This window comes from Prosthecobacter sp., from assembly GCF_044232965.1.
Lineage (GTDB): Bacteria > Verrucomicrobiota > Verrucomicrobiia > Verrucomicrobiales > Verrucomicrobiaceae > Prosthecobacter.
This window is the reverse complement of the sequence record NZ_JBIIKX010000007.1, coordinates 79,523-92,466: the sequence shown is the minus strand read 5'-3', so window position 1 is coordinate 92,466 and position 12,944 is coordinate 79,523. Positions and strand designations below refer to the sequence as shown.

General features: G+C 60.4%; 16 protein-coding genes and 1 pseudogene. 8 read left to right on the top strand and 9 right to left on the bottom strand.

Going from position 1 to position 12,944, the window contains the following annotated elements; genetic code table 11:
• Positions 1 to 10 precede the first annotated feature (10 nt).
• Entirely contained in the window at positions 11 to 1,387 is a 1,377-nt protein-coding gene (locus ACILSI_RS05010; protein ID WP_395720751.1) for a DUF1552 domain-containing protein, read from the top strand.
• Positions 1,388 to 1,486: 99 nt separating this feature from the next.
• Here ACILSI_RS05010 and ACILSI_RS05005 read toward each other — a convergent pair whose 3' ends face one another.
• Entirely contained in the window at positions 1,487 to 1,672 is a 186-nt protein-coding gene (locus tag ACILSI_RS05005; RefSeq protein ID WP_395720750.1) for a hypothetical protein, read from the bottom strand.
• Here ACILSI_RS05005 and ACILSI_RS05000 point away from each other — a divergent pair.
• A pseudogene (locus ACILSI_RS05000) lies at positions 1,643 to 1,717 on the top strand (hypothetical protein); the annotation flags it as partial. The gene ACILSI_RS05005 and the pseudogene ACILSI_RS05000 sit on opposite strands and share 30 nt — an antisense overlap.
• Positions 1,718 to 1,727: 10 nt before the next feature.
• Here ACILSI_RS05000 and ACILSI_RS04995 read toward each other — a convergent pair.
• Positions 1,728 to 2,114, bottom strand: a complete 387-nt coding sequence (locus tag ACILSI_RS04995; RefSeq protein ID WP_395720749.1) for a chorismate mutase — start codon at positions 2,112 to 2,114, stop codon at positions 1,728 to 1,730.
• A gap of 307 nt (positions 2,115 to 2,421) precedes the next feature.
• On the opposite strand from ACILSI_RS04995, the gene ACILSI_RS04990 reads away from it, so the two are divergent.
• Genes ACILSI_RS04990 through ACILSI_RS04980 form a run of 3 tightly spaced genes read left to right on the top strand, consistent with a single transcriptional unit; the run spans position 2,422 to position 5,041 of the window.
• Entirely contained in the window at positions 2,422 to 3,042 is a 621-nt protein-coding gene (locus ACILSI_RS04990) for a DUF3365 domain-containing protein (RefSeq protein WP_395720748.1), read from the top strand.
• Complete coding sequence (locus ACILSI_RS04985) at positions 3,042 to 4,592, top strand: hypothetical protein (RefSeq protein ID WP_395720747.1); 1,551 nt, start codon at positions 3,042 to 3,044, stop codon at positions 4,590 to 4,592. The genes ACILSI_RS04990 and ACILSI_RS04985 overlap by 1 nt, the downstream gene beginning before the upstream one ends.
• A 47-nt stretch (positions 4,593 to 4,639) precedes the next feature.
• Entirely contained in the window at positions 4,640 to 5,041 is a 402-nt protein-coding gene (locus tag ACILSI_RS04980) for a c-type cytochrome domain-containing protein (protein WP_395720746.1), read from the top strand.
• A 68-nt stretch (positions 5,042 to 5,109) separates the two neighbouring features.
• Here ACILSI_RS04980 and ACILSI_RS04975 read toward each other — a convergent pair whose 3' ends face one another.
• Complete coding sequence (locus ACILSI_RS04975) at positions 5,110 to 6,078, bottom strand: MBL fold metallo-hydrolase (protein ID WP_395720745.1); 969 nt, start codon at positions 6,076 to 6,078, stop codon at positions 5,110 to 5,112.
• On the opposite strand from ACILSI_RS04975, the gene ACILSI_RS04970 reads away from it, so the two are divergent.
• Positions 6,077 to 7,135 carry a class I SAM-dependent methyltransferase gene (locus ACILSI_RS04970; protein WP_395720744.1) on the top strand — a complete coding sequence of 353 codons (1,059 nt, stop codon included), beginning with the start codon at positions 6,077 to 6,079 and terminating at the stop codon, positions 7,133 to 7,135. The genes ACILSI_RS04975 and ACILSI_RS04970 overlap by 2 nt on opposite strands.
• A 269-nt stretch (positions 7,136 to 7,404) precedes the next feature.
• Here the strand turns inward: ACILSI_RS04970 and ACILSI_RS04965 are convergent, their stop codons facing one another.
• The 5 genes from ACILSI_RS04965 to ACILSI_RS04945 form a co-directional block, all read right to left on the bottom strand.
• Positions 7,405 to 8,097, bottom strand: coding sequence for a hypothetical protein (locus tag ACILSI_RS04965; protein WP_395720743.1), 693 nt, complete (start codon positions 8,095 to 8,097; stop codon positions 7,405 to 7,407).
• Positions 8,098 to 8,170: 73 nt separating this feature from the next.
• A complete protein-coding gene (locus ACILSI_RS04960; RefSeq protein ID WP_395720742.1) occupies positions 8,171 to 9,421 on the bottom strand; it encodes a lactonase family protein in 1,251 nt (416 codons plus the stop codon).
• 53 nt (positions 9,422 to 9,474) lie between these two features.
• Positions 9,475 to 9,687 (bottom strand): hypothetical protein, encoded by a 213-nt coding sequence (locus tag ACILSI_RS04955; RefSeq protein WP_395720741.1) that lies wholly within the window; start codon positions 9,685 to 9,687, stop codon positions 9,475 to 9,477.
• Positions 9,688 to 9,731: 44 nt separating this feature from the next.
• Positions 9,732 to 10,505 carry a hypothetical protein gene (locus tag ACILSI_RS04950; protein ID WP_395720740.1) on the bottom strand — a complete coding sequence of 258 codons (774 nt, stop codon included), beginning with the start codon at positions 10,503 to 10,505 and terminating at the stop codon, positions 9,732 to 9,734.
• A 56-nt stretch (positions 10,506 to 10,561) separates the two neighbouring features.
• Complete coding sequence (locus ACILSI_RS04945) at positions 10,562 to 10,903, bottom strand: zinc ribbon domain-containing protein YjdM (protein WP_395720739.1); 342 nt, start codon at positions 10,901 to 10,903, stop codon at positions 10,562 to 10,564.
• A gap of 99 nt (positions 10,904 to 11,002) precedes the next feature.
• Between ACILSI_RS04945 and ACILSI_RS04940 the strand changes: the two genes are divergently transcribed.
• The gene (locus ACILSI_RS04940) at positions 11,003 to 11,743 is read left to right on the top strand and encodes a hypothetical protein (protein ID WP_395720738.1); all 741 of its coding nucleotides are present in this window, start codon (positions 11,003 to 11,005) and stop codon (positions 11,741 to 11,743) included.
• Between the two features lie 51 nt (positions 11,744 to 11,794).
• Entirely contained in the window at positions 11,795 to 12,592 is a 798-nt protein-coding gene (locus ACILSI_RS04935) for a phthiotriol/phenolphthiotriol dimycocerosates methyltransferase (RefSeq protein WP_395720737.1), read from the top strand.
• On the opposite strand, the gene ACILSI_RS04930 is transcribed toward ACILSI_RS04935, so the two are convergent.
• Positions 12,593 to 12,919: an H-type lectin domain-containing protein gene (locus ACILSI_RS04930; RefSeq protein ID WP_395720736.1), complete on the bottom strand. Its 327-nt coding sequence runs from the start codon at positions 12,917 to 12,919 to the stop codon at positions 12,593 to 12,595.
• Positions 12,920 to 12,944 lie beyond the last annotated feature (25 nt).

Below are 12,944 nucleotides of genomic sequence, written 5' to 3'. Positions count from 1 at the left end.
CGCCACTGCCATGTCTCACCTCATCAACCGCCGCACCTGCCTGCGTGGTCTCGGAGCCTCCCTCGGGCTTCCTTTGCTCGAAACCATGGGCTGGGCGGACGCGGCCAAAGGCAAGACGGGCTACAAGCCGCCGGTGCGGCTCGCTTTCATGTACATGCCGCATGGCGTGATCATGGATCAGTTCTGGCCAAAGTCGCCGGAGAGCTTCCTGAAGTCGCCACCGCCCGCGCTGGAGTCGCTGCGGCCGATTTTGAACCAGTGCCTCATGATGAAGGGCATCTCGGGAGTGCCCATCACGCCGTTTGGCAGCGCTCCGCATGCGCTGGAGCTTTCGACGTGGCTCACGGCCTCGCTTCCGAACGCGGCGAAGCGCAACCAGATCCACATCACCATCTCGGCGGATCAGATCATGGCAAACTACGTGGGTGGACTCACCGCGCTGCCTTCGCTGGAGCTAGCCACGATGCCGCAGACGCACAAGGAGAACCAGGAAGGGCTCAATGAAGGCTACTATTCGCACTGCAGCTTCCGCTCACCCACGCAGGCGATGCCCGCGGAGATCAATCCGCGCAGCGTGCTGAACCGTTTGTTTGGCAAAACCGACCAGAACGGCAAAACGGCCGCCACCGACCCGCTCGACCGCCAGATGCTCGATCTCGTCATCGGCGGCGCGAAGGACCTGCGACGCAAATTACCGCACGGCGACCAGCAGAAGCTCGATGAATACCTCGACAGCGTGCGCTCCGTCGAGCGCCGCATCGCCGCCATCGAGTATCGGCAGAAAGAGGCCGCGCTGGAGAAAGCCGGTGTCAGCAGCAGCAAGCGCAAGGCCAGCGACTCGCCGCCCATCGAAGTGAAAATCCCGGAGGGCGACAAGCGCAGCGAATACATGCAGGTCATGTGCGACCTCACCGTGCTCGCCTTCCAGACGGACACCACACGCGTCAGCACCTACATCGGCTCCACACCGAATGGCGTCTCGTATCCCGAACTCGGCTTCAGCGACACGCATCACGGCCCCACGCATCACAACAACGAGGCCGAGAAGGTCCGCAAAGTCGCTGCCATCACGAAGTTCAACATCGACCAGTTCGCCTACATGGTGAAAAAGATGGCCAGCCTCCGCGAAGGCGACGGCACGCTGCTCGACAACTGCATCATGATGTGGGGCAGCGGACTCGAGGACGGCAACAAGCATACCCGCGAAAACCTTCCTTTCATCATTGCCGGCAAAGGCGGCGGCACGATCAACACCGGCCGCTTCATCGACACGGTGAAGGGGAACCAGGGCGACTTGCTGACAACGATGCTCGGCTGTGCAGGCGTGCCGCTCGATCGGCCGATTGGAATCGCGACGAGGGAGATTCGAGAGATGATGAAGGTGTGAGGTCCGCGGAGGGCAAAAGGCGGCTCTCAATCCGACAAGATTCGCATCAGCGACGCCGAACTTGGCGTCGTTATCATCTACATGAAGCCCGTCGCATTTTCACTGATCGCTCTGGCGGCAGTGGCGGATGCCTTGGCCGGTGAAGTGAGCAAAACAGCTTACGAGCCGGACCAGTTCTTCCGCGTCCAGCTCCTGCCGATCCTCCAGACTCGCTGCTACGAGTGCCACTCGCGCGATCATGAGGCCGAGGGCGAGTTGTTCTTGGACTCCAAGATTGGCTGGCAAACCGGCGGCGAAAACGGCCCGGCAGTGAAGCCCGGCGACTTGAAGAACAACCCGCTCATCCAGGCCGTCCGCCACCTCGACTCCGACAGCGCCATGCCGCCGAAGAAAAAACTCCCGCCCATCGAGATCGCTCTTCAGGAGAAGTGGGTGCGGCCAAGGCGCGGATCATCTTTCGGCCCAAGGCATCCAAGGCCGGACTTACGGTCGTGCCAAGATCCGCGACGGCCTGGTTCAAGGGCTTCACACCTGCATGACGCTTCAGCCATTCCTCCTGGCACAGCTTGGCCGCAGAGATCTGGCCGGAGAAAAACGCCCGCACCTCTGCGGCGGGCAGACCAGACTCGGCTCCCAAGCGCTCCATGGCATCGAGCAGCTCCGCTTCCCGCTTCGCATCCGTCACCGGCATGGAACGGGCCTGTTTGACCTGCGCCACCTCATCCATCCAGCCAGGCGTTCAACCATCAAGGCGGGCAAATCCCCGCCAGCGGAGGAAGAAGACGTCCCAGAGGTCATGCAGCCAGTGAAAATCAATCCCAGAGCACCGCTGAGGCCAAACAAGACACGAAAGAAAGAAGACGCGCTGAGCATGCGATGAAGAAAGCGCGTTATCTCGCCAACTGGTCGGCCTTTGTCCAGCATCAGCCAGATCATTCCACCTTAACGCATCCACAAGAGACGGTCAGACCAGGACAGGAGAGGCGGAAAAGGGCGGCTGGGAGGAGCGTTGTTTCATGGCTGGAATTCCGCTCATGCACCCTCCCACACACCCCAAAAAACACCGCGCCGGATTATTCGAAGGCTTGGCTGGCACGAGTCGGCTCCTGGCCTGCCTCGCCGGGGCCGGAGTGGCCGCAGGCGTTTTGTTTGGGCAGGATGTCAGCGAGAGCACGAAGACGCCACCAGCCAAGAAACCGATGACTGCCGCCGCCGCGCCCTCCGAGGCTGTGGTCGCGTCGGCACGCGAGCGGGCGAAACTGATGCATGATGTTTACACCACCACGCTGGAGGTGATGCATCGGCACTACTTTCGGCGGGAGGGCGCGGTCCTGCCTGCCCGTGCCATGGAAGACGTGTTTGAGGAAATGGCCGGGAGATCAGGCGGCCATGCGAACTGGATCGCCGTGAACACCAAGGCGATGAACCTCGACCATGAGCCGACGACCACGTTTGAGAAAAAGGCCGCGGCCGAGCTGGCCGCCGGCAAGGAGGAATACGAACTCGTCACCCAGAGGGTGTATCGACGAGCCACGGTGATTCCACTGCACTCCAGTTGTGTCGGCTGCCACACCAAGATGTTCTCGGACCCTCCAAAGTCGCCACGTTTTGCCGGTCTGGTGATCAGCATTCCCCTGACTGTGGAGAAGAAGTGATGTCCGCCCCTCGACTTCACGCGCCGCTGCTGCTGGCACTGCTTTCCATCTCATGGATCATAGGCAAGTCCCCTGCCCTGGGCGCTGAACACGGCGTTCGCTGGAAGCTGATCGAGGATGAGGTCGCGGACTATGATTTGCCTTGCGAAAGGCTTGGCGCGGCGGCCGGACTGACGGCGAAGGATTTTGATCAGGTCTTCCCGTGGTCGCAGATGAAGCTGTGCAAGCTCATCACGCGTCCAGATGGCTCCATAAAGGTGTGTTACAGCGGCAAGCCCGAGTTTGGCGCTGCCACACAAGGAAACGTGATGGTGGAGATTCCAAAACACCACATGAGGCGCGTGGTGAGCGAGGGACACGAGTCCCGCTGGATCTCGGCGGAACCACGGCCGGGCTACGTCGTTGATCCGGCCTTCGTCGAGGCCGGGCGTGAGGTGGATCATGTGTATGTGGGCGCGTATGAGGCCTTCATCGCTTCGGATGGCAAAATGCAGTCCGTCTCCGGCGTGCATCCGAATCCGGACAAGACACGAGTGCAGTACCGTGAACACGCACGGGCCAACGGCCCCGGCTTTGGCACCATGGACCTGCGCACGCTCCTCCTGCTGCAAAATCTTTACCTCATCGAGCATGCGGACCGGAACTCCCAGCGGGCGCTCGGCAATGGCTGGGGCAAACTGCTGCAACCGCACCAGACGCATCGCTGCGTGCAGCCCGAGCGTGCTGCGAATCGCCTCATCACGCACCCTGCGAAGCCAGCGACCGTGAGAAAGATTGAGGAAGGCATCTTCGTCGGCGGTGCCATTCAGATCACCAGCCATGAGAAATCAGGCGACGTGCTGCTCGCCGGGCGCACGCTGACCGCCATCAAGCTCGACGAGCCCGAGCCGGGCTTCGTATCACTCCACTTTGATGGCGAGCCGGTGGATACGACCACGGACATGTGTCTCGGAGGTTCCGCGCAGAAGACCGGTTGGGCGGACGCGATTCCTGGCCACTCGAGCCATGGCGACTTTCACGGCAGCCCGCCGTATGAGAGCTACCGTTGCGCGGTGAAGTGCCGCCACATGGAAAACCTCTGGGGCAATCTGTGGTGCTTCATTGACGGTGTGAACCTCTCCAACGGCCGCGCCTACATCTGCGATGACATGAGCGCGTATGCCAGCGGCATGACCACCGGCGCGTATCGCCCCGTGGCGCTGAATCAGCTCCTGCAAAATGACAATGGCGACATCGGCGGCGTGCGTGAGGTCCACTTCATGAAGAACCTCGGCTACGATCCCAAAGTGCCGTGGTTGGCCCTGCCACTCGACTTTACCTATCAGGGGCTCGACTCCTCGCCCGGCAAAAGCATGCCGCTGCGCAGCGGGCACTTCGGCGACTACTACTACCTCAACACCAAGGCCACCTGCTATGTGCATGGCGGCGGTTTTGACCACTACTGGCGCTGCGGCCTCTTCACGCTGCGCGGATGGGCCACGGACACGCAGAAGTGGTATCTCTATGGCTCGCGGCTGATCTACAAACCGGCAAAGCCAGCCCGCAAATGAGCAAGATCGGCGGCGACGCATCGTCAGCCGCTCGGTTGATTACCTTCATGAAAGCTGAGGTTTGCCTGTTCATCGCCATGCTGACCCAAACTGCGCCGCTGGCAGGCGAAACGCCGCCGCCAGCCTACTACGAGCCTGCGCAGTTCTTTCGCACGCAGATCCAGCCCATCCTCGAAAAGCGCTGCTACAAGTGCCATTCGCATGAGTACGAGGGCGAAGGCGAGCTGTTCTTGGATTCAAAGATTGGCTGGCAGACTGGTGGTGAAAACGGCCCTGCGGTGAAGCCTGGCGACTTGAAAAACAGCCTGCTCATCCAAGCCATCCGCCATCACGACTCCGACAGCGCCATGCCGCCGAAGAAAAAGCTCCCGCCCATCGAGATCGCCCTGCTGGAGACCTGGGTACTATTGGGAGCACCTGATCCGCGCACGACACCGCCGAAGCCGTGAGCGTGGTTATTTGCCTCCCCGCAACTGCACGTCGTCGATATGGCTCTTTCCACAGCAAGGGGCCGATATCACTTCGTTTTCGGCAACTCCGGCTTCGGAAACGGCTTCCCGCCCTGCTCGATGAAGGCCTTCTCCACCTGCGCGAGGAGGAAATTGCCGACGTAGCGGGCGATGCGCTCGTTTTTCTTCAGCGTGGCCATGATGGTCGGCACGGCAGCCTCGACTTGGGCAGGTTCTTTGTCAGCAAGCTTCCTCACTTCATCCTGCAAGGCGATGAAGAATGCCTGCTGGTCTTCGAGGAGCTCGGGACCGCCCATGGGACCGTGGCCTGGGCAGACCACTTTCGCACCAAGCTTTTTGACGGCTTCCAGCGTCTTGATCCACTCGCCGATGTTGCCGTCGCCGGTGTAGTTGTAGGCGCCGTTCACACAGGCATCGCCGCTGAAGAGGATTTTTTCCTTGGGCAGCCAGGCCCAGCCGTCGCCATGAGTATGAGCGGTGCCAAAGTGCAGCAGTTCCACACGATGCTTGCCGTCATCGAAGATCATCTCGGTGCGGTAAAGCAGCGTCGGAGCCTTGAGCTTGCTCTCGGCGACATCCTTGCGGCCCTTCGCCGCATCTTCCCAGCGACCGGGCTTGCCGCCGAACAGTCCCGTTTCGTATTTCTTCATCTCCGCGAGCGCGTTTTCATGCGCCACAGGAGTCGCGCCTTTTTCGAGCCAGACTTGGTTCCCGTACGCGTGATCGCCGTGATGATGCGTGTCGAAGGCAAAACGCACCGGCTTGTCCGTGATCGCCTCGATCTTCGGGATGATCACACGCGCGCCGGAGGGGAAGTTTGCGTCAATCACGAGCACATAATCCTCAAACACGATCCACCCGTTGTTGCAGTGTCCGAAAGGTTTGATCTCTCCTTCATGGAAATAGACATCCTCTCCAATTTTTTCGACCTTGTTCACCTCCGCATGAGAGGGGAGCACGGAAAGAAAGAGCGCGGCGAGGAAAACTGGCAGGTGGGTGAAGGCGGATGATTTCATGAAGAGGCTTGCTGTGAAACGCTACCAAAAGAGGAATTTCACGCCCGAAAAATCCGCGCCCACTCACGAGGATGTGTTGCTTGGGCAGCAGTCCTGCGACAGGCGTTGCCGGGTGAACGCATTTTCCTCCCGCAGCCATGCCAGCCAACCCACCACCTGGATTGCGGCGGGAGAACGTGCGGCCTTTGAAGCGGCTGGCACAAATGCTCACCGGCTGGCCTCGGGTTCGGAGGGCTGGGTGGAGCGACTGGGCGATGATGCGATGATCTCGCACAAGAATGACGCGGTGCTGGCCGAACTGGCCGCTGGACTGGAGGCATGGAGCGCTCAGGCGCAGTGGACACCTGCGCGAGTCTTCACGCGGTTTCTGCCGTTGAAAAATCACGAACGCGTGTCGCCCATTCTTCGCTCAGGCGATGCCTCCTTGCCGATCACAACCGTGGTAACAGAGGCGGGCATCCGTTATGGCCTGGATTTCGGCACGGGTTACAGCCACGGCTTGTTTCTGGATCAACGCGCCAATCGTGCCATGCTCAAAACGCTGCGTCCAAAGCGGCTGCTGAACACCTTTGCCTACACTTGCAGTTTCAGTGTGGTGGCAGCCCTCGTGGGCGCGGAGACAGTGAGCGTGGATCTGTCTCGCAAGTCGCTGGACCGTGGCAAACAGAACCTTGCCCTCAATGGCATCGAGGCGGCGGGGCATCGTTTCATCAATGATGATGCGCTGGAGCTGTTGCCGAAGCTTGGGCATCGCGGCGAGCGTTTTGATGCCATCATCCTCGATCCGCCGACGTTCTCACGCGGCAACAACGGCCGCCGGTGGCAGGTGGAGCAGCATTTTGAAGATCTGATGCTCGCCGCGCTGGAGGTGGCCGGCCCCACCTGCGCGATCCTGCTTTCCACCAACTGCACGAAACTCAATCCAACCGTCCTGGAACGTCAGGCCCGCGCCTGCGCGAAGATCAAGCGCCGGGCCACGGATTACACGCGCACGGCAGCAGAAGTGGACTTCCCGCCGGGCCACGGCGCCAGCACCCTTTGGATGATGGTCCGCTGATTCAGTCCGCCAGCTCTTGGAGCGGTGTTTGGGGTGTCGGAGAGATATCCGGCTTCTTCACGCTAGGAACCACTTTGCGGCCGGGGATAAATCCACCGCTCCCGCTGCCGCCGGACCAGTCACGGCCGGAATTCTTGTTCTTGAAAGGGCGTGGCGCTTTGTTGTTTTGTTTCTGGCTCCGCATCGTCGGGGATTGTTTGAAGGCATGGATCGTTGCGGAAGACGGCTCGTTTGGCAAAGCGAAATCCAGTCTGCGCCCGGGCGCAGCATCAGGCTCCCTGCTTCTTCTTCGGCGGCTTGGGCGCTTTGGCACCACCTGCGGACGCTGGGTCAGTCGCCTTGAGTTTGGCAAACACCTTCTGCGCATAGTCCGAGTTTTGCTCAGGCGTGAGCTCTGGGTGCTTCTCCAGGCGCGACTTCATGAGGTCTTTGAACTTGTCGCGCGCATCCGGAGAGAGGGAGGAGTAAAGTTCGCGACCTTGCTCGCCTAGAAACGACGACGGCTTCACTTTGTCGCCGTCCTTCTTGCCAGAGCCGGCCATTTGGGATTTTGCGCCGCCTTTCCCTGTGCTTCCTGGGGAAAGCTGCTGTCCTTGGTAATGCATGGCGATGATCTCGTCTCCCACCTTCATCTCGACCTGGGTTTGGTGCATGTCCGCTCCGGCACTGGCCGTCATGAGCTGCCAGCCCTGCGCGTTTGGCTCCTCGGTCACGACGAAGCGCTGCTTGGTCTCCGTGTTCAGTACCGTGGCCACCGGTCGCCCATCGACGTAGGCGATGCCGGTGAGCTGAAGTGATTTCTCCAGATTCACGGCACGCGTGAAGGGCGAATGCATCAGCAAATCGTCCGCAAAACTGAAATCAATCGGCTGCGGCAGGTCAGGATCAGCCAGCGGAGCCTCGGCGGCCTGGAGACAGGACGAGAAACAGAGAAGGGCGCTGATGCGAACGAGGAGCTTCATTGAGGGGCCATCACGAACGACCACCTCTCCGAGGTCTATCAACGGAATGCGACCGCGAGGCCCAGCCGCACTGTTATTTCGCAAAGTCGCGGAAGACGATCTGCGAAGGATTGCCGACCGGCGTGTAGTGGCCCGTAAAGGCCAGTTTGCCGGTGCTCTTGTCCACGCGGAAGACGGCGATATGGTCCGCGCGTTGGTTGCAGCAGTAGAGGTAGCTGTTGGTCGGATCGAAGGTGAAGCTGCGGGGGTAATCCCCATGCGTCCACTCCTCGGTCACAAAGGTGAGTGTGCCGTCCGTTCCAATGGCAAAGATGCCGATGCTGTCGTGCAGACGGTTGCCGGCATAGACGAACTTCCCGTCAGCGGAGACGATGATCTCGGAGCAGAAATTGCTGCCTGCATAACCCGGCGTCAGGCTGGAGATCGTCTGACGGGAAGTGAGGCGGCCGGTTTGCGCCTCGAAGTCAAACAACACGACCGTCGAGCCTTCCTCCTGAATCGAGTAGAACCAACGTCCGTTAGGATGGAAGGCGAAATGACGCGGCCCGTCGCCGGGCGGCAGCGAAACGAAGGGCGTTTCGGCAGGCGTAAGCGTGCCTTTTTCCGCGTCGAACTTCCACACGAGGATTTGGTCGAGCCCGAGATCGACGTGGATGACAAATTTTCCCGAAGGATCGGCCTCGATCATGTGCGCATGCGTCTGATCGTGTCCGCTGATGGCAAAGCTGCCGGGAGGCGCGTTCGTGGCCTTCGTCGGGCCGATCTTGCCCACGTCCTTCTTCACATCCGTCGCTTCGCCGAGACTGCCGTCGGCCTTGATCGGAAGCACGGCCACGGAACCACCGAAGTAGTTCGCCACGAGCACAAACTTCCCGCCCGGATGCACGCTGAGGTGCGCCGGACCTTTGCCACCGGAGCTGACGGTGTTCAGCAGCTTCAAATCGCCCGTTTTCGGATCAATCGCGAAAGCGCTGACGGTTCCAGATTCATTCTCGCCGACACGTTCGGTCTCATTCCCGGAGTAAAGACGTGTCTTGTCGGCATTGAAGGCCAGACAGCTCGGGCTGGTGCCCATTTCATAGACACCTGCGGGCGTCATCGCCCCGGTGGCACGATCCACTTCAAACAAATGGATGCCGCGCCCGTTCCCAGGCGGCAGATCGACCTGCGTGGCCTTCATGTTCTTCAGCGGCGAGGTGTAGGTGCCCACATAAGCCATGACTCGGCCGTTTTTCTCCACCGCCTGCGCACCCAGGAGAGGTGCGAGCATGAAGGCGGAGCCTGTTTTCAGAAACGAACGACGGGAGATGGAAGATGGGCGCATGGTGATGAGAGCCTACGGCCTCAAGGACGATGCTTTTGCACCAACTCCCACACCTACGCCGTCTGCGCGAAGAACTGCCCGAAGTAGCAGAACGCCCCGACGGTGAGGTGGCAGATGCAGGTGGTGTAAAACTCCCCCGGCTTGTCAGCGCGCCGCACCATGCCGCTGCGGGCCAAAGTCGTGCCGCTGATCAGTCCAAGGCCTCCTGCGGCAAGCATGAAGAGGCCGAAGTTGGCGGCGAGCTGGACATTTTCAGGAGAAGCCATGACGGTACGTTCCGCTCACCCGCGCTGGATTGGCAACAGGAAAGCTATTTCTTTCCAAGCCACTGCACGCTGAGGATCTGCTCGATCTCCATCTTGCCACCGGCCTCGGGGATGTTCTCGGTGGATTTTTTCCACGTCACCCGGCACTTCTTGCCCGCATAGGTGGCGGGATTTTCGAGCACCTTGTCCACGGTGGCGTCAGGTTTCAGGATGAAGTAGGAAATCTCGTCACCATCCGCTGTGCGCATCTTCCAGTGGAAGTAATCACCCTCCTCAACGCCGAGGAAGGTGCCATCCGTCAGCTTGGCCGCCGCCTGTGGCTTGCCAGCGGCTTTACCCTTCTTCAACGCGGCCACGAAGGCCTCGCAGTTCGTCGTGTAAAGCTCCGTGGTGGCCTGGTAGTCCTCGCCGTGGAAAACCGGCGCGGGTTTCTCGGTCGTGAGCCACTTGAAGATGCTGCCGTTTTTGAAATAGAGGCGCTCCTCGACCTTGGGCTTGTTTTTCGCGCCCTCGGCCCCCGTAAAGTAGGTGTTGAAGACAAAGAGCGGTTTTTCGCCCTCCAGGTAATACTCTGTGAGGCCAGCGCCGTCGTCGCCGCACACCGCGATGATCTTTTTCACCTCGCCGCCATCCATGAAGCCGGTCAGCGCAAACTCCGTCGGTTCATCTTTATGAACGGCGGTGACTTTCTTGAAGGATGTCTCCTTCTCGTTGATCTCGTTGTAAACCGCCCGGTGATGCGCCGTGTCGCTCTGGGCACGGGCAATCGCGGAACAAGCCAGCAAGACGGCGATGTGGAGGAATGCAGTGAGTTTCATCGGCGCGATGAGTCGCCGAAAACCATCTCCGCGCAAGAAATTTGGCGCTTCACTTTCTACGCTGTGACCTTCTTCACAAAGCAGGCTTTCAGGCCGATCAGCACCCCGTCCATTTTGCAAGAGATTTCATGATCGCCGTCCACAAGACGGATTGGCTTGGATTTGCTGCCGACTTTGAGCACATCCGAGGAGCCCTTCAGTTTGATGTCCTTGATCATCGCCACGATGTCGCCATCGGCGAGGACGTTGCCGTAGGCGTCCTTCACGACACGCTCGGCGTCCGGTTCATCCGCCGCGGCCTCCTTGGGCCATTCGTGCCCGCAGGTCATGCACTCAAAGCGGTCGGAGTGGTCCAAAACATCGTTCATCTCGCACATCGGGCAGGCAGGCTGGCTCATAGGAAACCACCAGACACGCCTCCATGCTGGAACTCAAGCGCTCACTTGTGTTTGACCGTGCCACGGCTTAAAAGGCCGTCATCCATTGCCCCAACCGCCATGATCACACGCTTCCTCGCTCCTCTCGTTTTCGTCGCCACCGCCGCCATCGCCGCCGACCTGCCCAAGATTCCCTCCAAGCCGATCTCGGTGAAGAAAGAGTTGCTGTTTTCCGATGACTTCGAAGGCGGCGAACCGGCCAAGGTCTGGCACAAGGTCGTTCCGACCTTCGCTGTCGAAAACGGCGCGCTGAAAGGCACTCAAACCCGCGACAAGGACGTTCCTTCCGCCGATGGCAAGTCTGTCACCAAAGCGCACGCGGCCGTGCATGGCCTGGAAATCCCCACCAAGGACAGCGTCGTCGAGTGCAAGATCCGTTTTGAAGGCGCGACGATGATTGATGTCGAGTTCGACGACCGCAAATACACCGGCGCGCACTACGGCCATCTCTGCCGCGCCCAGGTGCGCCTCAATGGAGTAACCATCATCGACGAACGCGATGGCGGCATGCGCAACGACATCCGCGAGATGCGCAACGATCCCGCCAAGAAGGCCGAGGTCGCCGCGTTGCTGAAGGGCCGCCAAGTGACTTACCCGGCCAAGCTCGAAACCGGCAAGTGGTACACGCTCGTCGTCGAAACCGTCGGCGATGAGATGCGCGTCACGATTGATGGCAAGCCCGCCGCGTTTTTGAAATCCTCCGGCATCGCCCATGCCACCAAATCGAAAATCGAACTCGGCATCGCAGGCAAAGACGGCTTCTTTGATGACCTGAAGGTCTGGAATGCTGCGGCGAAGTAATCAGGCGGCGGACGGCATGGATCGGCTGTGCGTCATTGAATCACTCCTCTCATGTCACTCCTCGAACGCCTCTTCTCCCTCCCGACTGTCCGCAAGGCCATCTGGCGGCTCTGGTATCCCTTTCTCACACGCCGCCTACGGGGTGAGGAGGTGCTGTTTCTCAACTACGCCTTTGAAACCGACCCGCCAGTCGGTCTGAAGCTCGATCCCGAGGACGAGCCGAACCGCGCCTGCATCCAGCTTTATCATCACGTCGCCACGCAGGCCGATCTGCGCGGCAAAGACGTGCTGGAAGTGAGTTGCGGCCACGGCGGCGGCGCTTCGTGGCTCACGCGCGCGTTGCAGCCTGCCAGCTACACCGGCCTCGACCTCAATCCCACCGGCATCGCCTTCTGCCAGCAGCGCCATCGGGTGCCCGGACTCAGTTTCAAACAAGGTGATGCGCAAAAGCTCCCATTCCCTGACGAATCGCTCGATGCGGTGATCAATGTCGAGGCCTCGCACTGCTACCCCGATTTCCCCGGCTTCCTGGCCGAGGTGGCGCGGGTGCTGAGGCCCGGCGGCTACTTTCTCTATGCCGACTTTCGTTTTCGCGATCAGTTCGCCGAATGGGACGTCGCCATGGGCCAAGCGCCGCTGCAAATCGTACAAACCCGCGACATCCGCGACGAAGTGCTGCGCGGCATGGAAACCAACGCTGCACGCAGCGAGGCGCTCATCTGCCAGCGCCTGCCCGGCTTTCTGCACTCGCTCGGCCGCGATTTCGCCGGGCTGCCGGGATCGCGTGTGTATGACGCGCTGAAATCACGCGAGCTGTCCTACCGCTCCTGGTGCTTTCGCAAGGTCTGATCACGGTCCGACCGCCAGCCAGTTGAACTCGGCGGCATAGACGCGAGTGTTGGCCCAGGTGGTGATGATGGCCTGAAAGCCGGATTCGGTGATCAGCCCGGTTTTGAGCGTCAGACGGGCGCTGTCGCGCTGGTCGATGTCAAAACCCGTGAGTCCAAGCTGCACGACGGGCACCGCGAAAAAGGGCGAGTCAAAGAAGACCTCAACCGTGAAGCTGCGAATCTCGGCCTCATCCGGCGATGTCTGATCAAGGCTCCATCCCTCCGTGAGGACACTGAGGGCGACATTGGAGGAGAGGACTTTCCAGGGAACAGCAGAGGAATACATGAGGGCAGCGCAGAGAAGCAGCATC

What these genes read in the sequence shown, in the direction of transcription:
- ACILSI_RS04950 (WP_395720740.1), bottom strand. Translation starts at nt 10,505, where the DNA reads ATGAAACTCACTGCATTCCTCCACATCGCCGTCTTGCTGGCTTGTTCC.
- ACILSI_RS04935 (WP_395720737.1), top strand. Translation starts at nt 11,795, where the DNA reads ATGTCACTCCTCGAACGCCTCTTCTCCCTCCCGACTGTCCGCAAGGCC.
- ACILSI_RS04980 (WP_395720746.1), top strand. Translation starts at nt 4,640, where the DNA reads ATGAAAGCTGAGGTTTGCCTGTTCATCGCCATGCTGACCCAAACTGCG.
- ACILSI_RS04990 (WP_395720748.1), top strand. Translation starts at nt 2,422, where the DNA reads ATGCACCCTCCCACACACCCCAAAAAACACCGCGCCGGATTATTCGAA.
- ACILSI_RS04995 (WP_395720749.1), bottom strand. Translation starts at nt 2,114, where the DNA reads ATGGATGAGGTGGCGCAGGTCAAACAGGCCCGTTCCATGCCGGTGACG.
- ACILSI_RS04970 (WP_395720744.1), top strand. Translation starts at nt 6,077, where the DNA reads ATGAAGAGGCTTGCTGTGAAACGCTACCAAAAGAGGAATTTCACGCCC.
- ACILSI_RS04960 (WP_395720742.1), bottom strand. Translation starts at nt 9,421, where the DNA reads ATGCGCCCATCTTCCATCTCCCGTCGTTCGTTTCTGAAAACAGGCTCC.
- ACILSI_RS04930 (WP_395720736.1), bottom strand. Translation starts at nt 12,919, where the DNA reads ATGTATTCCTCTGCTGTTCCCTGGAAAGTCCTCTCCTCCAATGTCGCC.
- ACILSI_RS04940 (WP_395720738.1), top strand. Translation starts at nt 11,003, where the DNA reads ATGATCACACGCTTCCTCGCTCCTCTCGTTTTCGTCGCCACCGCCGCC.
- ACILSI_RS04945 (WP_395720739.1), bottom strand. Translation starts at nt 10,903, where the DNA reads ATGAGCCAGCCTGCCTGCCCGATGTGCGAGATGAACGATGTTTTGGAC.
- ACILSI_RS05010 (WP_395720751.1), top strand. Translation starts at nt 11, where the DNA reads ATGTCTCACCTCATCAACCGCCGCACCTGCCTGCGTGGTCTCGGAGCC.
- ACILSI_RS04975 (WP_395720745.1), bottom strand. Translation starts at nt 6,078, where the DNA reads ATGAAATCATCCGCCTTCACCCACCTGCCAGTTTTCCTCGCCGCGCTC.
- ACILSI_RS04985 (WP_395720747.1), top strand. Translation starts at nt 3,042, where the DNA reads ATGTCCGCCCCTCGACTTCACGCGCCGCTGCTGCTGGCACTGCTTTCC.
- ACILSI_RS04955 (WP_395720741.1), bottom strand. Translation starts at nt 9,687, where the DNA reads ATGGCTTCTCCTGAAAATGTCCAGCTCGCCGCCAACTTCGGCCTCTTC.
- ACILSI_RS04965 (WP_395720743.1), bottom strand. Translation starts at nt 8,097, where the DNA reads ATGAAGCTCCTCGTTCGCATCAGCGCCCTTCTCTGTTTCTCGTCCTGT.